The sequence below is a fragment of the Streptomyces daghestanicus genome (genome assembly GCF_020521275.1).
GTDB classification, from domain to species: domain Bacteria; phylum Actinomycetota; class Actinomycetes; order Streptomycetales; family Streptomycetaceae; genus Streptomyces; species Streptomyces griseoviridis.
The window spans coordinates 1,051,384-1,077,375 of record NZ_BNDX01000002.1; the positions used below are offsets into that span (position 1 = coordinate 1,051,384).

The 25,992-nt window shown below is 71.2% G+C and carries 13 protein-coding genes and 1 pseudogene; 2 read left to right on the forward strand and 12 right to left on the reverse strand.

Features of this window, described 5'->3' with window-relative positions:
• The first annotated feature begins 79 nt into the window (after positions 1–79).
• The gene (locus Sdagh_RS04705) at positions 80–2,083 is read left to right on the forward strand and encodes an AfsR/SARP family transcriptional regulator (RefSeq protein WP_226534561.1); all 2,004 of its coding nucleotides are present in this window, start codon (positions 80–82) and stop codon (positions 2,081–2,083) included.
• A gap of 619 nt (positions 2,084–2,702) precedes the next feature.
• Here Sdagh_RS04705 and Sdagh_RS04710 read toward each other — a convergent pair.
• Complete coding sequence (locus Sdagh_RS04710) at positions 2,703–3,599, reverse strand: helix-turn-helix domain-containing protein (RefSeq protein WP_190011041.1); 897 nt, start codon at positions 3,597–3,599, stop codon at positions 2,703–2,705.
• A gap of 158 nt (positions 3,600–3,757) precedes the next feature.
• Between Sdagh_RS04710 and Sdagh_RS04715 the strand changes: the two genes are divergently transcribed.
• Complete coding sequence (locus Sdagh_RS04715) at positions 3,758–4,612, forward strand: MBL fold metallo-hydrolase (RefSeq protein WP_189424786.1); 855 nt, start codon at positions 3,758–3,760, stop codon at positions 4,610–4,612.
• A gap of 93 nt (positions 4,613–4,705) precedes the next feature.
• Here Sdagh_RS04715 and Sdagh_RS04720 read toward each other — a convergent pair whose 3' ends face one another.
• From Sdagh_RS04720 to Sdagh_RS04775, 11 genes and pseudogenes are all read right to left on the reverse strand, one after another.
• Positions 4,706–5,206 (reverse strand): cupin domain-containing protein, encoded by a 501-nt coding sequence (locus Sdagh_RS04720; protein WP_189424784.1) that lies wholly within the window; start codon positions 5,204–5,206, stop codon positions 4,706–4,708.
• Between the two features lie 265 nt (positions 5,207–5,471).
• A pseudogene (locus Sdagh_RS36830) lies at positions 5,472–6,076 on the reverse strand (transposase family protein); the annotation flags it as partial.
• Positions 6,077–6,855: 779 nt separating this feature from the next.
• A complete protein-coding gene (locus Sdagh_RS04735; protein ID WP_190077797.1) occupies positions 6,856–8,790 on the reverse strand; it encodes a DUF2357 domain-containing protein in 1,935 nt (644 codons plus the stop codon).
• Positions 8,787–11,153, reverse strand: coding sequence for a hypothetical protein (locus tag Sdagh_RS04740; protein ID WP_190077798.1), 2,367 nt, complete (start codon positions 11,151–11,153; stop codon positions 8,787–8,789). Before Sdagh_RS04740 ends, Sdagh_RS04735 begins: the two co-directional genes overlap by 4 nt.
• Positions 11,154–11,157: 4 nt before the next feature.
• Positions 11,158–12,465 carry a hypothetical protein gene (locus tag Sdagh_RS04745; protein WP_226534567.1) on the reverse strand — a complete coding sequence of 436 codons (1,308 nt, stop codon included), beginning with the start codon at positions 12,463–12,465 and terminating at the stop codon, positions 11,158–11,160.
• Between the two features lie 124 nt (positions 12,466–12,589).
• On the reverse strand, positions 12,590–15,628 hold the full coding sequence (locus Sdagh_RS04750) for a DEAD/DEAH box helicase (protein ID WP_189424775.1): 3,039 nt from the start codon (positions 15,626–15,628) through the stop codon (positions 12,590–12,592).
• 371 nt (positions 15,629–15,999) lie between these two features.
• A complete protein-coding gene (locus tag Sdagh_RS04755; RefSeq protein ID WP_190077800.1) occupies positions 16,000–17,421 on the reverse strand; it encodes a protein kinase domain-containing protein in 1,422 nt (473 codons plus the stop codon).
• 34 nt (positions 17,422–17,455) lie between these two features.
• Entirely contained in the window at positions 17,456–18,109 is a 654-nt protein-coding gene (locus Sdagh_RS04760) for a vWA domain-containing protein (RefSeq protein ID WP_226534701.1), read from the reverse strand.
• Between the two features lie 547 nt (positions 18,110–18,656).
• Positions 18,657–18,956 (reverse strand): DUF6342 family protein, encoded by a 300-nt coding sequence (locus tag Sdagh_RS04765; RefSeq protein ID WP_189424768.1) that lies wholly within the window; start codon positions 18,954–18,956, stop codon positions 18,657–18,659.
• Positions 18,957–19,833: 877 nt separating this feature from the next.
• Positions 19,834–20,082, reverse strand: coding sequence for a hypothetical protein (locus Sdagh_RS04770; protein WP_190077801.1), 249 nt, complete (start codon positions 20,080–20,082; stop codon positions 19,834–19,836).
• Positions 20,083–20,419: 337 nt separating this feature from the next.
• Positions 20,420–25,825, reverse strand: a complete 5,406-nt coding sequence (locus tag Sdagh_RS04775) for a sacsin N-terminal ATP-binding-like domain-containing protein (RefSeq protein ID WP_190077802.1) — start codon at positions 25,823–25,825, stop codon at positions 20,420–20,422.
• Between the last annotated feature and the right edge of the window lie 167 nt (positions 25,826–25,992).

Below are 25,992 nucleotides of genomic sequence, written 5' to 3' on the forward strand. Positions count from 1 at the left end.
CGACGGCGGCCATACGGTGGACCCGGCCGCCGGAGACCCGGTGCGGCGGGCGGCACGGGAGCGATGAGCGGAGGCCGTCATGACCATGGAGCCGAGGGACACCACCCCCGGCGGACCGGGCCGGGAGACGGCGACCGGCGTCCGCTTCCGCGTCCTCGGCCCGGTGCGCGTGTGGGCGGCCGGTGCCGAACTGCCCACCGGACCCCGGCAGCAGCGGCTCGTCCTGGCGACACTGCTGGCACGGGCCGGACGTCCCGTCTCCCTGGAGGAACTGGTCGGCCTGCTGTGGGAGGAGGACCCGCCCCGCAGCGCGGCCAACGCCGTGCACCGGTACGTGGGAGGGCTGCGGCGCCTGCTGGAACCGGGACTGCCGGCCCGCGCGCCGGGCCGGTGGCTGGTCCGCGCACCCGGCGGTTATCTGCTGCGCGTCGGCCCGGACGAACTCGACCTGCTGGTCTTCCGGCGGCTGGTCCAGCAGGCCCGCGCGGCCCGGGACGCGAGCGAGGCCGTGGACCGGTTCGTCGCCGCGCTGGACCAGTGGCAGGGGCGGTGCGCGGCGGACGTGGTGCCCGAGGACCCGGCCCCCCGGGTGTTCGCCGCGGTGGACCACGAGTACGTCGCCGCCGTGTCGGCGGCCGCGACCGCCGCGCTGCGCTGCGACCGGCCCGGCGCGGTCCTGCCGGCCGCGCGCCAGACGGCGGAACGGCACCCGTTCAACGAGCGGTTGCTGGCCCAGACGATGCTGCTGCTCACCGCGGACGGCAAGCAGGCCGAGGCGCTCACGCTGTACCACCGCCTCCGGGCGGATCTGAAGGACACGCTGGGGATGTCACCGGGCAAGGAATTGTGCGCCGCCCACGACCGCATCCTGCGCGGTCCCCGGGAATCCGGCCCCGGCCCGGCGGGCCCTGCCCCCGCGCGCCCGGCCCCGGACGGGCCGGCACCGCACCTCACCCCGGCCCAGCTCCCCGCGGATCTGCCCTGCTTCACGGGGCGTGCCGACGTCCTGGAACAGGTGGCGCGCTTCGCGACGGACAGCGACGGGACGCTGCACGTGCTGGCCGTGGACGGCATCGCCGGCGTCGGCAAGACCGCCCTGGCCGTCCACGTGTCCCACCGGATCGCGGCCCGCTTCCCCGACGGCCAGCTCTTCGCCGACCTCGGCGGTTTCAGCCCGGCGGGCGGCCCGGCGGACGCCGGCGAGGTACTGGCCGGCTTCCTGGCCGCTCTGGGGATCGACGCCGCCCGCGTCCCCGCCCATACGGATGCCAGAGCGGCGCTGTTCCGCAGCGTGCTGGCCACGCGGCGGGTGCTGGTGGTGCTGGACAACGCCCACGATGCCGCGCAGGTACGGCCATTGCTGCCGGGCTCGTCCCGGTGCACGGTACTGATCACCGGCCGGCGACGGCTCACCGACCTCGCCACCATGAACGGGGCCCGGCTCCTGTCGCTCGACGCCCCCTCCGCGGCGGAGGCGGCCCGGTGCTTCGTCCAGCGAGTGGGCGCCGGACGCCCCGGCACGGACGCCGCCACGGTCGCCGACATCGTCGAGCACTGCGGGCGGCTGCCGCTCGCCCTGGGCATCGTGGCCGCCCGGGTGACGGCCTTCCCGGACGTGCCGCTGCGGCGGACGGCAGACGAACTGGCGGCGGCCGGGGAAGGACTGGAGGCGTTCAGCGACGCCGACCGGGGCAACGCGGTGCGCTCCGTGTTCTCCTGGTCCTACCGCACCCTGAGCCCCGACGCGGCCCGTCTGTTCCGGGCCCTGCCGCGGCGGGGGCGGGGCGAGCTGAGCACCGCGGAACTGGCCGGACTCGTCCCGGTGCCGGCCCGCACGGTCGCCGGAGCCGTCGTCGAACTGGTGCGCGCCCGGCTGCTGACACCCGTACGGCCGGACCTGTACGACGTACATCCCCTGGTGCTGGCGTACGCGGCGGAGCTGGCGCGCGAGGCACGGCGGCGGACGAGTGTCCCCAGGATCGCGCGGGCCGGCGCGGGGCGCGTCGTCGTCCCGCTCGCCGGACGGCGAACGCGCGCCAGCCGCGCGGGGGTGCCGCCCCGGGGCAGGCCGGCGCTTCGCTGACCGCCGTGGCGGCGAAGGGAAGGGCCTGCGACAGCAGGGTGAGCGTCTCCAGCGTCGGCGCGGGTCACGCCGCCCGGCCGGTGCGACTGCCGCGTCATCGTCTGCTCGACGATCCGACGGGCCGCCCGCGCGGGGTTGTTCCCCGACAAGGGCCAGCAGCCCCTCGGTCGTGCAGTTCCCGTGCGGCGGCCGGTCCCGTCCCGGAGGAGTGCGCGCCCTGCCCGGACGCGAGGGGCTCCGGCGGCCGACTCCGGCGTCCGCCGGTCGTCCGGCGGGCCGTTGTCTGAGCTTTCCAGCCGGTCCACGATCAGGGCGGGGCCGGGCCGGATGTACCGCGGTTCGGCGCCCTGGTCGGTGTGGACCGTGCAGCCGGTGACGGACGTAGGGGGGGCGGTCCCAGGAGGAATCCGAGGCCGGCGTCACACACCTGGAGGACTCCGAGCGCGGCGAGGTCCATGCACGCCTCCCCCTTCGGGACGGGTCCGCTCCGCGTGCGCCGTCAGGTCCAGGCGATCAGGGGGAGGCCGCGGCTCGCCTGCCGAAGGTCACGGAGAACCGCGTCGTCGGCATGCCGACCCGACGCGTCCTGTGTACGGACGCAGGCCGATGCCGGGTGCCCTCAACGCGGGGTCTTGGCGTGCGGAGGCCCCTCGGACGGGGAAGCGGTCCAGCTGGCCAGAAGGCCGAGTGCCTGCTGATCAGGGCTGCCGGGCTCGGCAGTGAGCAGGTGCAGGCGAAGGTCCGGGTCGTCGGAGGGAACGAACGATTCGTTGCTCAGTGTGAGGTCGCCGACGAGGGGGTGCCGGAACCGGGTGGTGCCGTGGACACAGGCAGCCACCTCGTGCCGCCCCCACCAGCGCCGGAAGTCGTCGCTCCGGACGGACAGTTCGCCGACGAGCGTGTGCAGGGCGGGATCGCTGCGGTGACGGCCGCTGTAGAGGTGCAGCGAGGCGACGGTGTCGCGCGCGGCCTGCTCCCAGTCGGACAGCCGGGTGCGGGCCTCCGGGTCGAGGAAGACATAGCGGGCCATGTTGCGCTCGCGGGTCGGAAGGGCCTCGAAGTCGGTGAACAGCACGCGGGCCAGATGGTTCACGGCCAGCACATCAGCGCGGCGGCCCAGGACGAGGGCGGGGACATCACCGAGCCCGTCCAGCATGAGCCGCAGCGACGGGCGCAGCCGTTGCGGTGCTGCCGCGGTGCCGCGGCGGGAGGGCCGGGACCTGGAGAGAGCACGCAGATGGGCGTGTTCGGCGGGGGTGAGACGCAGTGCGCGGGCGACGGCATCCAGGACACTGTCGGAGGCGTTCAGGTCACGGCCGCGCTCCAGGCGGATGTAGTAGTCGGCGCTGATGCCGGCGAGTCGGGCGACTTCCTCGCGACGCAGGCCCGGTACCCGCCGGATGCCCGGGGTCGGTGGCAGACCCGCGTCCTGTGGGGACAGCCGGGCGCGCCGCGCACGCAGGAAATCCCGCAGTTCGCGGTTGTCGCTCCGGTCGCCGGGTGTTCCGCTGTTCATACGTGTGAGTTTACAGCGGCGGCCCCAGAACCGGCGGTGGCCCGAGGGGGTTCGTTGGTGCCCCTCTCACGGGAGTGTCCGACGCGGTGGGCGTGGTTGTCTGGGAGAACGGCGGGGCTTCCGCTCCGCGCCGTCCCGAACGGTCGAAGGAGTACACCATGGCGACATCCCTACGGATAGGGCACATCACCGTCACCGCGCTCGACGACGGAGTGAGTCACCTGCCTCCGTTGTTCTACCCGGGGCTGGACTTCGAGGCCCACCCCGGCCTGCTGGAGGCCGACCGCACCTACCACATCCCCGCCAGGTGTTTCCTGGTCCAAGGCGACGGCTTCACCGTTCTGGTCGACGCCGGTATCGGACCGCAGAACATACACTTCCCGGCCGAACTGGCGGCCGCCGCCGGTCTGGATCCGGCCCCGGAGTTCATCGCGGCCGGCGGAGCGCTGCCGGAAGCCCTGGCAGCGGTCGGTGTGGCACCACAGGACGTGACCACCGTTTTCCTCACTCACCTGCACGCCGACCACGTCGGCTGGGCCGCCCCTGGCGGAAAGCCGTTCTTCCCCGGTGCGGAGGTCGTGTACGGTGCCGCGGACTGGGACGCTCTGATCGCCACCGCGCCGCAGGAGGATCCTGCGCGGATCGTGATGGAGGGAGCCAGGAAGGCCGGTGTCCTGCGCCCCGTCGACGCCGCCGTGGTGGAGATCGCCCCCGGCGTCGTCGCCCATCACACGCCCGGTCACACCCCCGGACACTACGTCGTGCGCGTCACCGGCGGGGACCAGGAGGTGTACCTGACCGGAGACGCCGTGCACCACCCGCTCCAGCTCGACAGCACCGCCATCTCCTTCCTGACCGACGTCGATCCCGAACACACCTTGAGAACGCGTCAGGAACTCCTCGCCCGGATCGCCGGCCGTACCGACGCCGCCGTCGGTACGGCCCATTTCCCCGGCCGGGGTTTCCAGCGCGTCCGTGTGGAAGGTGCGGGACGGACCTGGGCCGACGTCTGACCGCCGACACGGCGTTGCCCTCGCGGCCCGGCTGTCCACCGGGCCGCGAGGGTGACGGTCCGCCGTCTGACCGGCGGATCTGTGGGGAAGCGGTCAGGGAAGCAGCGGGGGGCCCACGATCTGGATGCCGTGAGAGGCCGCGATCCGGGTCAGTTCCTCGGGGTCGGGACCGGGACCGGCTTGCGCCCGGGCGCTCCCCGCGAGGGGCACACCTATCTCGGCGACGAACTCGTCGAAGCCACCGCCGGGCGTGTGCAACGTCAGGAACCGTGCCTGAGGGGAGGTGACCACGAAACCATGGGCCAGGCCCCTGGGCAGCAGGGCCAGAGCGCCCGCACCCACACTGTGCACCTCGGTGCCGACTTCGACCCGGAGTGTGCCTTCGAGGACCACGAACGTCTCCTCGTCCGACTCGTGCAGGTGCAGCGGAGACATGTATCCCCGCTCTCCGCTGTGCTCCAGCAGTGCGTAAGCTCCCGCGGTGTCCGCCGCCGTGGCCCGCATACGCACCAGACCGCCGAGGAAGTTCACCGCACTCTGGGTGTCGGGGTCGGTCAGGACGGGGGTTCCGATACTTCCCGAAAGGGACGTCATGTTGTTCCTCGTTTCGTTTCCGGTCTGTCGCCCGACCATCTGAACAGAGGAAATCCCGAGCCGTCCAAGACCGTTCCCGCAACGCCCCATGCCGACACGGCATGGGACGGCCCCCGTTGTTCTGCTTCTGGCCCCGGGAGCCGGAGACGACGTCATCCCGCCGTCCTCGGCGGCCTGACCCGCGAAAGTGTTCCATCACGCACATGTCTGAGGCGGGTGGGCCGGCGACGCGTCCGGATTCCGATGTCGGCAGGGCCGTGTGCGGTCATGCGGTGAGGGCGAGAGCGTGCATGCGGGCGACGGCCTGGACCGTGTGGTGGAGGCCGTCACCGCGTTGCCGGCAGTCGCCGGGAGAAGGTGTGCTCGACGGGGGCGCGGACCTTGCAGTGCTGCGCGTTCTTCTCCTCCTCGCTCTCGAACAACGGGTGTCCGGGACGTCTGCGGTGCAGGACGATCAGGCCGGAGTCCCGCCGGGCTTTCGCGTCCGCCGTGTTGCCGGGCACCGTACGGGCTGCGGTCACCACCAGGCGTGTCTCCGCCTCCGCGGTGAGCCGTATGTTCGCCGAGAACCGGTAGGTGCGTGAGGACGCGCCGGCCTACCGGTCGCCGAGCGGGACGAGGGTGCCGTCCACGGTCCACAGCACTCGACCGCTTCCTGGGAGGTGCGGGCCGGCTCGGGCCCGAGCAGCGGGCCGAGCCTCTGGAACACTCGGCACACGGTCGCCGGTGAGACGCCGAACAGCGGGGCCGGTCGCCGCACGGTGAGGTTCGTGCGGTAGTGCACGGCCACCAGCAGGACCCGCTCGGCCGGCGGCAGCCGCCACAGCCGACCCCAGCCACGCCCCTCGCACCACGCTCGCGGACCGTTCGTGGCGCTTTCAGCCGGGGCTGAAGCGGCTGGGAAGGAAGGACGAGCAGAGGGTGTTCTCCCCGCAGCTTCTGGCCGATGGAGGACTGCGGCGGCCGTCAGGACGGTACACCGCGTGACGCGACGTCGGTGGCGCTGCCCGGTCGGCGAGGGCGGCACAGACGTCGGCGGACACGGTCACGGGGAGCGGCGCGCCGAGGTGTACGGCGCATGACCACCGTGTGGCTCACCGCCCATGCGTGCTCCTTGCCCGCCCGTGCGCACGCATGGGATCGACTACCGTGGATGTCGCCGCAACGGAGGTTGGCGGACGCGAACGTCTCGAATCCCGACCGTACGGTGCGGCTGTCGTTTCTCGGGTAGCGCCGTGTCTGTGGTCCGGTGGGGCGGGAAGTCGTGGGACAGGTGCCGGTGCGGTCGACGTAGCGGATGGTGCGCCGGAGGCCGTGCTCGGGCGGGTGGCCGGAACCGAGGGCTTCACGGCGGCGCCGGGCCTGCCAGGCGGTGAGCGCGGGTTCGGTCAGCTTCCGGCGGTCGTCGGACGAGTCGCTGGGGTACCGGTCGCGGGAATCACGTCTTCGGTGAACTGCGCGGCGGCCGGCTCGGCGAGGGCCGGAAGGGGGGGTATCGCGTCGTCCTGAGAGGAGACAGGAGACGTCAGGACGAGACGGACCTCTCCCGCCGGATCCCGCACCGGTCGGCTCAGCGGCCTCCTCTGGCCCGAGCCGGCACGCCCGCCAGTCCGCCACCAGGCCGCGGTAAGACAGGACCAGACGCTCCATCAGACCGGTGCCCGAGTCGAACATCCGCGTGGGCAGGAGACGGCTCGGGTCGCCTGGCCGCAGGTGCCGCATGCCGGGCAGATGAATTTACCGGTGCCCCGCGATGCCCAGCACGGGACTGCCAGGAAGGCACCACCGAGACGGCGGTCCAGGTCGGACTCGGCGGCTCCGGTAGCGGCGGAGCCATCCGGTTCCAGCAGAGGGAACGTCCGTGTGCAGACCAGGCAGCGGCGGAGCTCCCACCGGGTGCGGCACGCGGAGCAGAGTGCCGCGAACAGGCCCCCTTCGCGGGGCTCGAACACGGTCTGGCGCTGAGAGCCGGTCTTGGCACACACCGGGCACACTTCGAGCAGTTCGGCCTGGACGGCTGCGTCCTTCAACGTCTCGGAAACAGTCCGCAGTCGCTGGACTTCGTGCTCTGCCGCTCGACTGCCGCCATGCCGCCCCTGGGCCGTCTTGAGCAGGACGGAGAGGTGCTCCGACTCTCCCGGACTCGGGGCGCGTACGACCGCCACACCGCCGGGACGGGGTTCGAGCCAGTCACAGTGCGCCACGGCGGAACGCATGCCGGCGGGCATGGAGACGGTGTGAGGGTAGCGGCGTGCGTCGGCACCCAAGGTGGACCATTGAACGGCCCGCACCAGACGGCTGACGCTGAAGATGTCCAGTGGGGACAGCGGGGCGACGCCGACATGTCGCCCGGACGCGTCGCCGTCGCCGTGCCCGATCCGGTACGCGGCCCCGGCGACGTCGGGCTCCACGTCCTGGTGATCTCGGAGCAGCCCCGGATGGACGATGAGGTCGTCGTCGCACTCGGTGGCCGGCCGGTCTCGGCGGACGCCTGAGACCAACGCGGCGACGGAGGCCGCGTCGGGAGCCGTGCACAGGTCGGTCGTGAGCGGAATGACGCGCAGCGCCTGGCGGTCACGCCAGGCAAGGGTGAAGTCGCCTGTCCGGGACCAGGTGACCGTCAACTGCTCACCGCGCATGCGGAAGCGGGTGGTCCGGCCGGGAGCGGGGGCCGGCTGATGGGCGTCCGGGGTGGCTTGAAGCAGCGTGCAGGCGAGGAGCAGCAGGAGGCCGGTGAACCGTTCGAAGGCGACGCGGACCTCTTGGCGGCGCCGGGTGGTCTCCGCCTTCCCGGGGCGTACGGTGGCGCTGGCGATACAGGACTGCCAGAGTGAGGCCACCCTGCGGTAGTGCGGGTCGCTGCTGAGCAGATTCGTGGGATGCAGTTCGCGGGGTGGTGCGGAGCGGTGGTCGACCGCGCGCGCCAACGGCGAATCCAGCATGATCTCGACTACCGCGAGCAGCGATTCCAGTGTCCGCAGGCGCGTTCCCGCAGCCGCCCGTTGCCGACCGGAGTCCTCGATGTTCCTCAGCAGCCCGGCCAGGTCCCACCGGGCCCGCCAGGAGGTCTCCTCCGAGGGCACGAGCAGACCGTGTACATCGTCCACCATCCGGCTGAGGCCCCTCAGCCGGGCGATCCGCTGCTGCAGATGCGACCGCATCACATGGAGGACGGCCACGGCGACTCGGTTCTCGTAGATGTCGGCGTCCTCCTCACTGCGCCGGGCCAGCAGACGGCTGGGGCGCACGCCGGCGAGGGTGTGCGAGGCCCAGTCCTCGGGCCGGGAAGCCAGGCGCGCCGCAGCGCCGGAGGCGATCGAGCGGACCCGGGACGTCGGCACCACCTCCTCCACCGTGCGCAGACGCGTGTACGGGCGGTTGCAGACCGCGCGCAGCGCACCGGACTCGCGCTCGAAGACGTCCTCCAGCGGCAATGCCTCGGCCTCCTCGGTGACATCGAGGATGATCGGCGGCATGGCCAACCAGTCGTCGAGCGTGGTGGCTTCGCCGAGACGGGCCGACAGCGCCAGAAGATGGCGGACGAGGAGGGAGTCGAGTTCCGGCTCGACAGCTTCCCGCTTCATTGCCGACCACGCGAGCGGAGCTCGTCGTCCAGCAGCCGTCGCGTCGCCGCCGGCTCGTGAGCGCTGTCGAACCGCATCAGGCTTTCGACGAGATCGGTGCGCAGTGTATCGAGGGTGTCGGCATGGATGTCGTACCGTCCCCGGACCGAGCGCAGGATGCGTGTGGCCAGAAGGTGGTCCAACGCCTCGCCCGGGCTGCCTCCGGCGGCGACCACGACGGGTGCGAACTGCTTGATCTGCCTCTCGAGCCGGTTGCCCCACCCGACGCGCAGTTCCTCCGCGAGGCGACCGCGCCAGTGGGTGTCGAGGAATTCGATGATGCCGTCGGCCTGCGCGCCGTAGGTGGCCTGCGCCTTGTCGAAGGACTGGGTGAGACCCTGATGGCCGAGCGGTTCAGGGAATGCGGGTGCCGTCTCCGGCACGTCCGGGTGCTGCCAGGGCAACTCCAGGACGAAGGCCCGGTCGTAGGTCTTGTCGGCGAAGCCAACGGTTGTCTCGTCGTGATTGGCTGTGCCGATGAACCAGACGTTGTCCGGGACGGCAATGTGCGTTCCGCCGATGATCAGGGCGGCAGGGTTTCTGACCGGCGCCGTGGTCAGTGCCAGACTGGGCCGATCCTTGATGGCCAGGGCCGACAGCACTCCGCTGAAGTACTGTTCGGGATGGGAGAGGTTCATCTCGTCGAGGACGATGAAGAAGGGCCGGTCCTTGAAAGCGGGGCACTGGGCACGGTACAGAGCCTTGGTGAACTCGGATTCGTAGAAGATCCGGTCGAAGCTGTTGTAGTAGCCCATGAGGTCCTGTGGGTCGCGCCAGCCGGCCTGGACGGGCACCACGGCGGCACTGGTGTCGCTGCCGAAGGCGACGGCAAGCGCGCGGGCCAGACCGGTCTTCCCGATACCGCTGATGCCCTGGAAGAGATGGAGACGGCTCATCGCCATGCCCGCCAGGACCAGGCGCAGGTCGGACAGACGGTAGGAGAGACCGGCCTGCCGGTGGATGACCGCCTGCATCTGGTGCACCAGCTCGGGCATGTCCGGCGTACGTGCGTCGAAGGGCCGGGGTGTGCCGAACTCCCGGTCCATGTGCGAGCAGGCCGGGAAGGCGTGGCCCTCCTTGCCGGCCTGGGCTGTGGCTCTGAGTTTGGCCGCTTCCTCGTTGAGCAGTTGCTGCAGTTGGTCGTTGGCGGCGCGCAGCCAGTTGTTGTGTTCGACGTAATTCTGGCGCTCGTTGACCGCGATGCGATCACGCTGCAGCGCGGACTCCAGTTCCCCGCGCTCCCGCACCAGCTCTTCGTTGTCGGCGGCGAGGCGCGTGACTCGCTGCCGCAGCTGCTCGAGCAGGAGGGCGTCGGCGTGTGGCGCGGCGGCGTTCTCCTCCAGGAGACGGGCGTTCTCGGCGCGAAGCTCGGTCAGGCGCTCGACGACCTGCTCCAAGGTCATGCCACCCAGGGACGCCAGTGCGCCGTCGTACTCGTTGAGCCGGGCGCCCAGACGTTCGTTGCTCTCGGTGAGGACAGCGATCCTGTGCCGGCTCTCCTCCATCCGCTGAAGCAACTGGCCGGTGCGGCTCGTCACCTCATGTTCGAACCGTTCCGCCCGGGTGGCCTGCTGCTCCTTGAGGGCGGCCTTGAGATGGGCGATGTCCTCACGTTCGTCCTCCAGCCGGAGCCGGGCGGTGCGCAGATCCCTCTCGCGCTGGGCGAGTTCACTCTCCCGCTGGTCCAGGGCCGTCTGCGTGTCGGCCAGGCGACGCTGCTCCTCGCTCCACCGTGCCTGCCGGTCCTGGCGTTCGGTGTCGAGCGCGGCCGCTGCCGTCCGGCGCTGCTCCGTCAGCCAGGCCTCCAGCTCCCGGCCTGCCTCCAGGCGGCGTTCGGTGAATGCCGCTTCGGCTGCCTGCTCGCGGTCGGACAGGTCGCGTTCCCTGCGGTCGAGGAGTTCGGAGCGGGCATCCAGCGCGGCGCTCCTCTCCTCCAGGGCTGCGGCCTCCTCGGCCCGTCGGGCGGCCGCGGCGGTGAGTCCTTCCTGCTCGGCACGGAGCGTCTCCGCCCGCACCGACAGCGTGTTCGCCGCGTCTGCCTGGCGCTCGGCGAGTGCACGGTACCGCTGCCAGGCCGACGCGAGGTCGGAGCTCGCGCCGTCGGACCCGGCCCCCGCCTCGACCACCACGTGGGCCTCGTTCGCGACCTGCTGTATCTCCGCCAGCAGCGCCGCGGTGTCGTCGGCGGTCTTCGGGTCGGTGCGGGAAGCCAGCGGGGCCGGCTGACGGGCACGGGCGGCCCCGGTGTGCTCGGGAGCGGGCGGCTGCCCCGGCCAGACCGTACCCTTGCCTTTCTGACGCGGTCGCGTCTGCCTCTTCCCCATGTCGTCAGTTCACCCTCTTGCCGGTTGTGGTTCGGCCGCTGCTCAGACCGAGCAAGTGGCGGGCCGCGTCGTAAGCGAGAATCCGGATGTGCTCCAGCTCATCAGGGGCCGGGGCGCCGGTAGGTCCGTGCGTCGCGTTGTTGCGCAGGATGCGCGACCGGTCGAGATCCTCCAGGAGGGTGGGGCGCTCGCGGAGGAACGCGGCGAACGGATGCTGCGTGTTCTCCCCGGCCGCCCAGACGGCTCTGATGATGTCCCCGGCCAGCCCGCCGGCCGGTCTGGAGCAGTACTTGCGCATCTCCGGCGGCACGGATGTGGCGCCCAGGCGCTGGGCGGTCAGTACGAACGTGCGCTCCCGCACCCCCGGCTCCCGGGACGGTGGGATCCGGGCGGGGAACCGTTCGTTGAGTTCGGGGAGTATGCACTCGAAGACGCGGATGGCGTTGCGTGCGGCGTTCTCCCGTTCCCGCGCGGTGTCCTTCAGCAGCGCCAGCTCGATGTCCGCGAGGTGGGTCAACACCTCCGAGTGGTTCCGGACCTCCTCGCCGAGCATACGTACCACTTCGGCGCGGGCGTCCTCGGCGAGCTCCCGGTCGACCTTGCGGGCGGCGGTGGTCCGCTCGCGGCGGCCCTTTCCGAGTATGTCGTCGATCAGCCGGGCCAACTGCTCGTCCGCCTCTGCACGGGCGGCCAGAAGATCGGCGAAGAAACGCCCGTCGCCCACCGCGAACGGGTCCTCGACGGTCCACATGCGCCCGGACCCGTCGTTGCCCTCGATGACGTAGCACACGACATGGGCCGGGTTCGCCGTACCGTGAAATCCGATCCGCCGGGCCGCTCCCACAGAGCCGGCCGGATCGCGGGAAGCACCGCGCAGGCCCCGCGCCGCCAGGTCGTGACTCTTGCAGGCTTCGAGGACATCACGTTCCGACGGGCGCATCCAGGAGCCGCCGGCTCGGAGCGTCAGCGCGCTGACCTCGCGTGAGGCACCAGCAGTACCGAACTGGATGGTGACCCAGCGGCCGCGATGCGCTCGCAGGTCAGCGCGTACGGGATCGGCGACCAGGATACGAGGCAACAGCACACCGGTGGCCGGGTCCTGGAAGACACGGACGAGCCGGGGGTCCGTCTCCGCGACTTCGCCTTCGGCCACGGTGCGCCGCCCCGCCTCGGTCAGCCGCAGCCCCTGTGCCATCAGCTGCCCCTCCACGAGCCGGGCGATCACCGTGCGGCACAGTGCGGTGTCCAGCCCGATCAACCGGGACAGGTCACCGACATCCCGGACCCCGGCGGCACACAGGCGCAGCACCACGGTCTGAAAGACGTCCAGCGTCCGGGAGTAGCCGGTCGGTGCCGTCACCTGGTGAACCCACACGGGCAGCAGAACGGGCCGGTACCGTTGGCGGGGCGGGAGCGCCAGCTGGAAGACAGGGGTCTCACGGTCGAACGACACGGCCGTCCACTCCCCTCCGGCACAGTTCCAGGAACGCGGCAAGAGGCTTGACCGCCTCCGGACTGCCGGGCCCGAACATGTCGTCGTCGCCCACCACGGCCAGCACCCGCTGCTGGCGGCTCATCGCCACGCACAGCCGGTTGGCGACGGTCAGGTGCCCGTAAGCGCGCTTGGCGTCGGTCCGTGCGGCTGGTGCACAGCTGCGCACAGTGGACAGGTAGGTGACCGAGAACTCCATGCCCTGGAAGGCGTCGACGGTGCCCACCCGCAATCGGTCGAGCGGTGTGCCGTCCTCATCGCGGCTGAGCCGGGGCACGGGGCGCCACCCGCCCGCATCGGTGAACTCGGCGAGCCCGGCCTTCTTCAGCTCCTTCCACACCTCGGTGACCTGTGCGGCGTAGAACGAGATGACACCGAAGGTCATCCTCGGGCAGCGCTCGATCAGCGCGGCTATCTCTCGGGCGATGACGACGGCTTCGGCGTGACGGGCACGGCTCGTTCCCCGTTGGGTCTCACCGCCGGCGGACTGCGGCACGGGAAGCCATACCGCGGGAACCTCCCCGTACCGTTCGATCCCGTGGGTGAAGTCACTCGCCTCACGGCCGTTGCGCAATTGTCCCTGGTAGAAGTTGTCGCTGACGAAGCTGCCGAGTACCGGATGCATGCGGAACTGGGTGTCGAGGCGGACGAACCGGGAGTGCCCGTCGGATGAGCCGTGCTCCCACTGACGGGCCAGTCGCTGGAACAGGCTCTCCTGCAGCCGGTCACGGACGTCGTCGCCGAGCGAACCCAGCTCGCGCTCCACGTCGGGTTCCAGCATGTGGGGAAGCTGGGCGTGGTCACCGACCAGCACGATCCGGCGGCGGGCCTGGGCGAGGGGGATGAGGAGGTCCAGCGGGTTGGCCCGCGCTGCCTCGTCGACGACGACCGACTCGAACGCTCCGTCCCGGCGGCCGACCTCGACCATGGCCTTGGAGACGGCTTGCTGGCAGGTCGAGGCCAGCGAGACGGTGTAGGCGCGGAGTGTGTCGTCGACACCTTCTGGATCGCTGCGCAGATCATCCCGGTAATCCAGCAGTGCCGCGGCTATGGCGTCGGGCGACCGGGTCACCGCTTCCGCGAGCTGTGCCGCGAGCCGGTCGAGGAGGTCGACGATCGCGGGATCGGCCACGGTGACCTCCGGCAGCCGGATACGCGCGGTGAGACGGTCGATCAGGTCGTCGCGCAACGCGGTCAGCGCGTCGAGCAGTTCGGTCTGTGGTGTGGTGGCGCCGATCGCTGCGCGCAGGGGTTCCTGGTACGAGATGCCGTCGAACAGCGGACTGCCGGCGAGTTCCAGCCGGGTCAACAGCGCCCGGGCTGTGCGGGGGCCGTCATCGTGGAAGCCGGTCGCGGTGCAGCGCAGCGACCGGATGTAGGGCAGCAGATCCGCGCGCACGTCGGGGTCGGCCATGGCGGCGGCTCGCATGCGTTGCTGTTCGGCTCGGTCCCTGTGCCGGCGGAGTTCTCCGGCCAGGGACGGTTCCGCGATGTCCCCGACCTGGGTGAGCACCTGGTCCAGGAAGTGCGGCAGGAACTCGGGCGGGACCGGTGCCGCCCGATAGGTGGCGGCCAGCTCGGCGGCGGCCCGCCGGGCGGCCAGATGAGGTCCTGCCGGGCGCTCACGCAACCGCAGGTCGGCAGCGCGGGCCGCCTCGATGCGCCAGGTGTCCAGTGCCACTTTGCTGCCCCGGCCGCGGGAGTCCACCTTGAGCGGTGGAAGCCCGAAGACCCAGCCACGAGTGACGAGGTGGTCCACCGCCGCATGCTGGAAACTCGTCAACAGGGTGCTCCCGGCCACGTCTCCCCCCTGGGCGAGGTCGCCCAGCTGGTTGACCAGAGCAGCGATCACCTGGGTCTTGCCGGTGCCCGGTGGTCCCTGGATGATCGCGACGTCAGGGGTGTTGAGGGCGGTGAGCACCGCCTCCCGCTGGGCCGGCGTCGGTCCGTGAGGAGCGAAGCAGCTGAGTGCGGAGGGGGAGAGCTTGGTGATCCGTTGGCGTGCCGGCTGCGGCCAGACACCTCCCTCCAGGAGAGTCGGCAGTGCGGGAATGTGCGTTCCGTCGGTGCGCAGTTGCTGCATGGCCTTCTCGCGCCGGTCGAGCCGACGCTGATCACCGCGGTGCGCCAGGTAGAGCCACCCTCTAGGGGGCGGGTCGTGCTGGCTGTTGAGCGTCGCGGTGAGCCTCAGGACCTCGGTGACATTGTCGTATCCGAGCGGTTCTCCCACCCAGGCCTGCGCCTTCTGCGCGCGGGACGCGACGAGCCACTCCCGGTCGGTCATCGCGGTGTCCGTCACGGAGGCCGGGAGTTCCTCGGCGGCCTCCAGCTCGACGCGTTCGGCCGCGGCTGTGTTCTCCAGTGCGGCTCGGGTACGGGGCAGGGCCCGGCTGAGGTCCACGGTGAATGCGCAGCGGCCGTCGGACTCGACCTTGACGTCGGTGTAGCGGATGGTTCCGAAGTCACGCAGGCGTCTTCTGATGTGGCGCGCCTCCAGCTCCTGGTACCTGTCCCACATGGCCAGGTAGCCGTTCTGGCTGGCCACCAGGTCGAGGCCCTGCTGTATTCGCGCGCGGTCCCGCTGCCTGGCGGTCATGTCGCGGAACTCGATGGACCCGACGGCCAGTGCTTTCTGAACGGTGCCGTGCCGATCGTGGACCGAGCTGAGCAGGCGGACGACGCGGTAGCCGGCACTGTGCTTCTCGACATCGGCCATGAGCCCTGGTCCGTGCACCCGGAAGCCGGCTGCGAAGCTTCCGGCCGGTCCGGCCGAGACCACCATGCGCCGCGCGTCCGCTGGAGCCCCGGGACGGGGCTCCAGGAGGAGTTCGCGTGCCATGAACTCCATGAGTGAACCGACGTTGACGGTGTCCGTGCGGTCCGCGTACTTGGTGGCGTCCTCCAGCACGGCGTCATCGACATCGAGGAGCAGTCCGGTGCTGAGCGGTACCGCGAGTCCTACGGCAGGGGCGTAGACGTGCACACGCAAGGTGAAAGGGCTGTCGGCCGCCGGCGCAGTCTGACGCGGGTTTCCGGTACGGCGTCGAGGTGACGGGACGGGCGTGGGCGGCTGGGGGCGGACCGGATGCGCGGTGACCGTTACACACGTGGTCCCGGCCACCGGGATCAGGTCGAGCTTCCGCTCGTCCTCCGGAGCCGCCGGTTTGATCCCGTATGTAGCGGCATCGGTGACCAGGTCCAGTTGGCCCGTGGGCCGGCGATAGAGGCGCACCTCGCTGCCGTCGGGGATCGTCCGGTCGGTGAACCCCTGTGGTACTCGATGCCAGAGGAAGGACACGAGCACGGGTTCCCCCGGCATACGGGCCGGCATGGCGGGCCGTTTGGGACGCGCGCTCACCCGCTCGCCTCCAGCGCCATCAGACGTACCCAGCGATGGATCACACCCTGCCTGCCGAAGTGAAGCGTCCAGGGGCGGCCGTCGACCGGCACAGTCGCCTGGCTTCCCTGGCCGATCTCACGCCACGGCCGACCGTCCTGGTGGTCGAGCCAGAGACTGTCGCGCGAGACGTTCGACACAGTCACGTCCCGGCCCTGGGACCGCAACTGCGCGACCATCGCATCGAGCCGGTCCGGAGCCGGGAGGCTGTGACGGGCCGTCAGTGTCGTCTCGCTGTCGGGGCGCAGTACGGTGAAGTCGGGCAGAGGCACTTCCGACAGCTCCACCCGGGGGGTGTCGTCCTCGTTCCCTGACCCGTCCCCCGGTTCGGTACCGACCGGGCCGGTCAGTCCGTGGCGCAGCAGCCAGACACGGTCTCGGGGTCTTCCGCAGGCCAGGCAGGAGGAGGCGGCGGCACGGTAGCTCCAGCGACACTCCGGACACTTGACCGTCTGTCCCGCTGCGGAGTGCAGTGCCGCGGCCCACCGGGCAGCCGACGGCCGGACCGAAGGATCGGTCACGGCGTCCACGAAGCACCGGGTGGCCAGGCCCCACAGCTGACCGGACAACACCTCTTCACGTGGTGTTATGCCGAAGGTGCACTCGTTGGTGCGGTCAGTGGGGTGGTCGATCCAGGGGAGGCGGAAGCAGTCCGCGTACTCCTGTTGGTAGGCGGGGTCGGAGTCCAGGACCTCGTCACCCCGGAACGGGTGGCTCGCGGTGAGGGTCTCGAAGATCAGGACGGCGAGTGCGTGTGCGTCGGCCAGCGTCGTGGCACCACCGCGCCCCGACACGATCTCCGGTGCCCCGTATCCCGGGGTGTGCACCGGCGCGGACGCGACAGTCGAGACAAGACCGAGATTGTCCACGTCGATGAGGCGGATCTCCTGCTGCTCGGGAGCGGCGGAGACCAGCACGTTCGAGGGTGACAGGTCCTGGTACACGATGGCGCGTGAGTGGAGCCGGGCGACGGCGTCCGCGAGTCTGGCGAGCAGCCGCAGTCGGCGTTCCAGGCCGCCGGTACGCAGGTACCAGGCCGCGAGGTCTTCCTCGTCGGGCACACACAAGGTGTCCAGCGGGACCATCTCGTCGGCGAGTTCCATCACGTAGCCGAGCTTCGGCGGAGCGAGCAGGGCGAGGACGCCGGCCAACGGAACGTCGCTCAGCGGCAGGCGCTGGATGCGGCGCAGCCGAGTGTGGACGGCTTCTGCTGCTTCCTGAGTCGGAGCAGTGATCATCTTGATGGCGGTACGTCCGCCACGGGCCAGCCACACCTCGCCCTGGCCGCCGGCACCTATCGAGTGGGACAGCGGCCACAACTGGTGGTACTCGTCCTCGACGGGCCGCAGCAGACCGCCGAGGTCCCAGCGCGATGCCACGGGTGCTTTCCTCTCGCTCTGTTCTTCGACAGGGTCAGGCGCCGAAGTCGGACAGATCGTCGGGGCGCAGTACCGGTGCCCGGTCCGGGCGAGTGCTTCGGGCCTGCTGAGTGACGGTGACCGTGACCCAGCGGAAGTACTGCTGAATACGCCCGACGTCATGTGCTTCGAACACGCCGTTGGCCTCGTCGCTGACGAACCGGCGCAGTACGGCCTTCGCCTGTTCGGTCATGTCGGGACCGATGGCGACGGCCAGCCGGTTGGCTCGAGAACCCCTGGGGGAGTCGAGCAGACGGTCGAGGGCCTCTTCCCATTCGTCAGTGGGCAGTCCGTCGGAGACGAGAACGAGGGTGGGGGAGAAGGAGCGGGCCGGGACGGCTGACTCGTCGCGCAGCACCTCGTCGGCGAGTTCGAGAGCCGCGCCGAGCGGGGTGCCGCCCCGGGCTTCCATGTCGGTCCAGGAAGCCTCGGCCGCGGGCACCATGTCCTGATGCAATTCGGCCCGGTTCTGGCTGAAGGCGATCACGCCGACATGAATGGCGCCTCGCCCGACATCGGCGGTAGCGAAATCGTCGAGCATGTGGCGGATGCACTCATTGAGTACATCGATCTTCTCCCGGGGCTCCCCCATGCTTCCGCTCACGTCCGCCAGTACAAGCACCGGTAACGGACGAGCCTTCGCGGCCATGAAACGCGGCGCGGCACCCACGATGTCCCCCCATCGCTTTCACCGCACCAAGCGCTGCACGTCGTACACCTAGTTGCGGCAAGGTTATCCTGACGCTGAAGCAGACAAGATACTACGAATCATGCGTGGTGGTGATCAGAAGTACCAACAGATTCATGAGGGAGGACGCCCGCGGGATATGTGGTGAATCCCGCAGGTGATCGCGTATGGGGCTCTCCGCGCCGCTATGTTCTCGTGTGCCAGGTGTGCCCCGTATGGGGCGGTGCTGAGGAGGGAAGTCATCGCAACCACGTCTCCGCACTCGAAGTGGCACGGGCACGGGCAGAGCCGGTTTTCGCAGGCGAGCCGAGGCCGCCCGGCGCCCCACGCGGTGTGAGCCGTCCCTGCGTCACCCCACCCGTGTCGTCACTGGCCGATTGTCTTGACGGGGAGGTTGGCGGACACCGACGTCGACAACACCGAGCGCAGGGTCCGGTGGGTCGTGCCGTCGATTCCCCGTGCGGCGCGCGCTCGCATGAGAGAAACCATGCTCGGCCCTCGGCGAGAGCTAGAGCGACAGATTCTTCTGGTCGGTGATGACCTTCCCGGCGATGTACAGGTCGCCTTCGGAGTCGAGGATTCCGACGACCTTCTTCGTGCTGCCGTGGTACGTGGTGAAGTAGACCTTGTCCGCCTCCTGGGAGGAGGAAAGGTTCGAGTTCAGCTGGATCTCCACACTGTTCGGGGAGATGATCGCCACGTTCTTCTCGGGTGTCTCCGGGTAGGTCTCGTTCCCCACCAGCTTGACCCGGCCGTGGGTCTCTCCTTCATTCCACTGCGTCGCCGGCCCGAGATCGAGTTCGGCCATGGTTCCCCCTCTGGTTGTGGCGGATGCGCGTCCGCCCGCGGAAGACCTGCCGGACCAGGACGTGAACGATCCCGATCCACTGGGGAGCGTAGGTGGAGAAGACCCGTGCATGTGGCCCTTTCATGACAAAAGGCAATTTCTGATCGAGACGGACCGGTCGACGTCTCTCTCCGTGAGGCAGGCGCCATGCGGTGAGGGCTCCCGCCGGACGATGGCCGGTGCGACGGACTGATGAGCGTCTCCTGACGGGACCACCGGCACCCTCTGGCCGCAGGCCACCAGCAGTCAACGGCCCGGCCGTCCTCGTCCGGGGCGATCTCGTACCGACGTCCACAAAGCCGTCGGTCTGCGGGAATTCGCAGTATGCGCGGGACTCGGCCGGCCGCCTGCTCCCCGCCGCCCTACGCACCCGACCTCGACGTCGTCGAGGGAGCCGGTAACTGGTGCGGCGCGGCTGGCTTGCCGACGTCACCTTCGGAAACCCTCGCCGTACGGCGCCGGGCAGGACGGCGAGGGCCGTGCTCAGGCCGGGCGGCGGCGGAGCCGAGGCGGCCCGAGCGGCACCGCCCGGTAGACGAACCGCATGACGTGCTCGGTGTCCGCCGCAGCAGCGCCGCCCGCACGGCGGGGCCAGTTCGGCGTCCGTGGCCACGGGTGCCCCCTGGACGGGTGCGCGACGGGCGCAACGCGGCCGAGGACTGCTCCACACCCGTCCCGCCTGCGAGGCCGTGTGACGCGGCCAGGTGCGGGCGGGGTCCCGCTCGTGTGCGGGATGCCACCACAGCGACTCCAGCAGGTCGCCGGTCCGAAGGGAAGCAGTTACCGCCCGCGGTCCGCGCTTCGCGGCCCATGGTTCGCGTCCCCGCGTCCGTTCCGCTCAGCCGGCTCCCGCACCGGCCGAGCCGGGGAAGGCGCTGCTGCCGCCGGCCGGCGGTACGTTCCTCGTCGTGCTCGACGGGACGACCCTCAGCGTCGCCGTCCCGTCGAGCGCGCGCGAGCTGGACGTCAGCGCCACCACCGCCCGGCCGGCCCGGCCGGACGGCACGGCGTGTTCTGGATCGCGCTCGGCGCCGCCCTGCTCGTCCTTCTGCCCGGCCTGCGCTTCCCGCACCCCCGGCAGGCGCACGAGCCCGTCCCGGTCGACCGGGGGGCGCTCGCCCGGTCGCCTTCTCCGCCACGGTGTGCAGCGCGGCGGTACCGCCGGCCACCACCGTCCGGATCACCCTCCTGGTTCGCCGGGAACCGACTCCCGCCGCACCCGACGCCCGTACGGAGCCCGTGGAGCCGGCAGCCGGCGGGTGAAGGGCCGTCCCGGGCAGGACGCGGACGGTATCGCACCCCGACGCCCACCGGTACGCGTCACAGAGCCGCGGAACGGCACCGGCGGACGGCACGTCCACCGCCGCGACCGCGCCTTCAGTACGGCGCCGCGCGCCCGCGAGGCCGGACGGACGGGCAGCACTTCACAGCCGGTAGGCGAAGCGAAGGACGCCGCCCTCCTCGCGGTAGAGCCCGTGGCCGCGTGCGCTGAACGGATTCGGCAGCATGCGCACCTGCCGGTGCTCCGCGACCAGTACCGAGGTGACCACCAGGATCCGCCAGCGGTCACCGCCGCCGTATCTCTGCGCCGCCCGTACCTCGGTCTCGCCGAGCTCCACCTGTCCGCCCGGCCCCTGGGTGGCCTTGACCTCGTACAACCGGGGACTCGCGCCGGAGCCGACCTCGAAGTCGTAGCCGAGGCTGTCGTCTCCGGCGGATCCGGGGAACATGTGGGTCCGGTTGCCGGAGACCCAGCTGCTCTCGTCGGTCGCCGGGTCCTGCTCGCGAAGCCACTGGTACGCGTGCCACTCGCCCACGAAGCCGATCGCCGAGCGCTGGGCCGACGACAGGCCGCGCTCACCGTCGACGCGCGCACCCGGCCGTCCCCCTGAAGGACCGGCCGCCCTCCGTGGCGGGATCGGCTGCAACGCGGCCCAGCGCCTTCGGGCAGTGCCGCTGGGAGGCGGGTCTGATTCCAGTGCGCGGCGCAGCTCCGAGGCCAGCTCGGTGAAGTCGCCGGTCTCGATGTCGAAGGTCCGTTCACCGAGAGAGATGATCCGCTTGCGCCTGGCCCGCTCGGCGCGGGCCTGCTCCACGGCGTCCCGCGCTCCGTCCAGTTCGGCGGGAGTCAGCCCGTGTGCCTGGGGCTCCGAGGAGACGGCCATGCCGACCGGCCACTGCCCCAGGGCCGCGAGCCAGCCGACGACGTCGTCGGCCGAGAGTTCGCGGAAGTCGAGCGCGCCCGCCTCGTCCAGCAGGGAGGTGATCTCCTCCGCGGCGGTCGCCTTGGCCAGCGCCGCGGGCAGCGTCCGGTTGGCGGCCTTGACCAGGGCGACCAGGCCGGGCGTCGTCCTGGCCACGACCGCGTGGTTGTGGCTGCGCACCCTGTCCATGGCGGCCAGCCGTTCGCCCTTGGCCGGGGCGGGCGCCCCGAGACGGGCGGTGAGGGCCTCTTCGACGAGGGCCCGCAGGAGGCCGTCATCGGCGGTGTCGACGGTGAACGCCCACTCCTGCGGAGCCGTGATCCATTTCAGCGAGCGGGTGGCGGGCCAGTCGGCGATGGGTCTGCGGGCGTCGAACTCCTCCCGGCAGGCCCAGCGCAGCCGGTCGACGAGGAGGGCGCGACCGAAATCCACGTACCGGCGTACGGCCTCGTCGTGGGCCTCGGCGTGGCTGATCGGCCGGTACCGGGGCGCGAGCCCCGCCAGAGTGCGGTTCAGCTCCGCGAAGTCGACTTCGGCCAGGGCGCGGAGGTCGTCGATGTCCCGCGCGTCGCGCGCGGCACCGATGAACCGCTCGGCGGGCAGGGGAAGCGCGTCCGCGTACGGTTCGAGGCGGGCGAGGAACTCTCGGGCGTCGTCCGGAGCCGGGTCCGTCAGCTTCCCGGCCCGGTCGGCGCCGAGGGCGTGTACGAGGAGGGGACGGCTGCGCTCCAGTACCCCCGCGAGGGACCCGTCGAGGCGGTGAGCGGTCTCCCTGACCTGGTCGACGGAGAGATCGAGGGCCGCCGCGAGCTGCCATTCGGCCGGCTCGTCCAGGGACGCGTGCTCCCGTTCCAGTTCGCGGGCGGCGAGCTTGAGCGGGACGGTGTGTTCCGGACGGTCCAGGACCTGGCTGACCGCGTAGCCGATCCGGGCCACGAAATCCCAGGAGAGGGGCAGGTCCGGGGTGAGGATCAGCGGGTGGGAAGGGTCGGGCAGGGGGAGCATGCCGTTCTGCCGTTCCGGGAGTTCCACGGCGGCTCCGTCGAGGGTGATCCTGAGCGAGACGTAGCGGTGGACGCGGACGCGGCGGACGGCGGCGACGAAGTCGCTGAGCTGGGCGTCGGTCGGGCGGCCTCCCCGGGGCGGATGGTCGGCCAGGACGCCCACCACGAGTGGAAGCCACGGCAGCTCTTCGACGAGTGGCGTTCCGAGCCTTTCGGCGGTGCCGGCGGTTCCGACGACGGCGGTGCCGGAGGCGCTGACACTCTCGACCGACAAGTCGGCGTCGTCGGCGTGCCGAATCGCGTCCGGGCAGTGCTGGCGGAGGACACGGGCGACGTCGGTCGCCGCCCCCGGCACCACGAGCATCGGAAGCTTGAGCTCCCTGGCCAGGCGTGCCTTCAGACTGTCCCGGTCCCCGGTGACGTACAGCCGTTCCGCCCCGGCGAGGAGCGCGGCGAAGTCGACCGCGATGAGTTGCTTGCCCCGTTCCGCGAGCAGGGCCGAGCCGATGAGCGGCTCGATCGGCGCTGTCCGCGTGGCCAGGTTCTGCCAGGCGCGCTCGTTCGCCCGCTGGAGGGCGGGCCGGTCCCCGTCGTCCACGGCATCCGACTTCACCAGCTCGCCCAGGGCGGCGATGAGGCGGGCGCTGTCCCTGGGGTCGCCCCAGGTCGGCAACCCGGCATCGCGCAGCCGCCGCAGGGACTGATCGTCGTCCAGCAAGGGGCGAAGCCGCCGCAGGACCGTCGGGGCGAAAGCCGGCTCCTGCTCGAGGTTCGCGGGGGCATGCCACGCCTCGTCCGGCCGGACGAAGCGGACGGTGCCGCCACGGCCTCGGACCGGGAGCCAGCGCTGGCCGCGGACGAAGGCGGAGAGGGGCGTCGGGACGTACTGCAGATCCTGGTTGCCCGTCCGGTCCCGGTTCCAGACGCTGGTGAGGTGAGTGTCGCCCCACCGGGCCAGGCCGTGCAGGACCAGTCGCGCATAGGCGATCCGACCCGGTTCGCTCAGCCGTCCGGCGACTTCCTGGCCCGGCAGCCGGAAGGCGGGGGTTCCGGCGTACGGCGTGAAGCGATGGGCGGCACGGCTCCGCGCGCGGTCGATGAACGGCCGCCACTGATCGGCGACCTCTTCGGACACCTTCGCCATGCTGATCAAGTTGCTCGTGGTGAGCGTGCCCCCCTCGGCCCGCGTCTCCGCGCCGGGGGACACCACGGGGAGCAGCCCGTCGGTGACACCGAGATCGCTGAGGAAGTGCCGCCACTCCTCACGGGTTTCGCCCCTCCTCAGGAAGTCCTCGGGGGGCGCCACGAGCCGCTCGGCCATGAAGCGGAGGCCGGCCGAGGAGCCTCGCCCCTCGGCCACCACGGAGGCCAGCTCGTCACCGTGGGTCCCGGCCCAACCGGCCCCGAAGGCGGCGCCGGCCGCTTTGACAGCGGGGCCCTCGGCGGAGGGGACGTACAGCCCCAGAGGGCGCAGTTGCAGGGACTGCGCGGACTGTCTCGACCGGTAGAGGCGGAACACGAAGCGGAGGGCCTGCTCGCGCAGCCGCGCCGAGTTGCTCTCGGTGAGGGCGCGGCGGACGTGGTCGAGCAGGCCGCCGGCGTCGAACCGGCGGACCAGCCGGAAGCGTTCCAGGAACAGCCGGGCTTCCTGACGTCGTACGTGACCTTCCTCCTCCACCCAGTTCAGTCCCGGGTGCAGGTAGAACATGCGTTTCTTCAGGGTGTCCGGCACGGACAGGCCCTCGTCGCCCGTCGTCTCGCCGCGAGCCGGCTGGAAAAAGGCCTCCCGCCTGGCCGCCGTGCGTCGCGAGCCGCCCTTCGTGTCCCTGGGGGAGCCGCCGTTGGCATGCCGGAGCTTCCCGTCGTCCGCCAGCAACAGCTTCCTGCCCCGCAGCACCCCGCCCTCGTCCTTGAACAGCAGGGCCAGATCGGCGTAGACGCCGTTCCAGTCGTCGACGGGAGCGTCGGCAGCGGGCAGCGGCAGGGTCCCCACGATCCGCTCGACGTGGTCGGCCCGCTCCTGTGCCGAGGGCTCCAGGGGGCACTTGAGCGCCTCGCACAACCTCGCGAGACGTCTCAGGGTCCTGGCTCCGACGGCTGGATCGGCCACGGCGACGCCCACCGATTCGACCGCCTCGGCGGTGAGTACCGACAGTGCGAGCTCGGGCCAGAGCACGGAATCGCGGGGCGTGCCCCAGGAACCGGCCGCGGCCTGCCGGTTCAGGAGCGGTACGACGGGAACGTCCGCGAACTCGGCCCCGTGCACCTGGAGCGCCGCTTCGCGCAGGAGGCCGTGATGGCGCGGGTCGTGCTCCCAGGTCACGAGATCGACCGCCAGCCTGCGGTCGGAGGGCCGGGCTCGCTCCCGCAGCGCGGCGGCCGCCGCCAGCGAGGTCTCGGCCGCCGCCGCGAACAGCATGCTGTTCAACGGGTGTTCCCGGTCGAGGGCCGTACGGTCCACCTTCGTGAAGAAGGGGGCGTTGAGGTGCCCGCGCAGGGGCGCGGCAGCGTCCTCGCCCAGGGGGAGGAAGGTGTAGATCCGGCCACCGCGCAGCGACTCGGTGCCGTCGAGGGGCAGCGCCACCTCGACGACAGCCGGTTCCGTCCAGTCACCCCACGAGTCGTCCAGCTGTCCCAGCCCGGTCGCCGCCTCGATCGTGTCGCGCAGGCGCGCCACGGGGACATGGCCCCTGGCCAGAAGGTACGCGCCCAGAGAGCCGAGCTCCACCCGGGCGAGGGAGACGGCCGGGACGGTGCGTGCCGCGCCGGCGAGCACACTCTGTCCCTGGGGCCGGTCCCCGGCGAGCTCGAAGCCGACCTCCCGCCGGGTGAGTTCCGTGAGCCCTGGGCTTTCGCCTCCCCGCCGTTCCATGACCAGTCGGTCGAGCCGGTCCAGGAACAGCATCACCGGGGCCTTCGCGGCGCTCAGCTCGTCGAGGCGGCGGACGGCCGAGCGACGGGCGGCCTCGTTGCGCAACGGGATCCTGATGACCGTCACATGTCCGTCGGCGGCCAGTTCCTCGCACGTCGGGGGCACGTCCGAGAGAGGGAAGGGAACCTGGAAGGGCGGTAGTTCCTCCTCCGCCCTGCGTACGAGGTCCTCGTCGCCGAGCAGCACGCGCAGGTCGTCCTGTACCGCGAAGCGGAAGCAGTATCCGTCCAGCGCGGCCGGTCCCCCGCCGGCCGGGCCGGCGCTGTAGATCTCCGGGGCGTCCGTGATCTCCAGGATGCTGCGGAAGCCGACTCCCTTGTTGCCGATGCCCTCGCCGACGGTCTTCTCGCTCCGGGCGAGCTTGCAGACGGCCTGGATGCTGGCCCAGGTGAAGGGCGTGCCGCCGTTCGCCACGTAGAGCGTGCCGTGCGTCCCCTCGTCCTCGTCGAGCAGGAGGTGCACGCGTCCGTCGTCGCGGCCTCCGCGGTGGGCATCGTGGCCGTTCTGGAGCAGTTCCAGGAGGAAGCGGCCGGCGTAGTCGCGCGCGTTGCCGTGCGAAGCCGCGCGCAACTGCTGGGCGGGCTGCCAGACCTTGGTGGACTGCCACTCCTTGAGCACGGTCCGGGCGTAGTCCCACAGCTCACGCGCCCACCGACCGCTCGGAGCGTTCTCGTACGTCGTGCCGGCCATGTCCCCCCGCTTTCATGGTGATCCGAGCAGACCGTAACGCGTGAGTCGCCGACGGCGCAGGGCCGTCCGGCCATCCCCTGGTCAAGGGCGACGACAGGCCACTGAAGCCGACCGGAGGGAGGACGGACAGGCGATCGCCCCGCTCCTCGGCCGGCACCGGCGGGTCA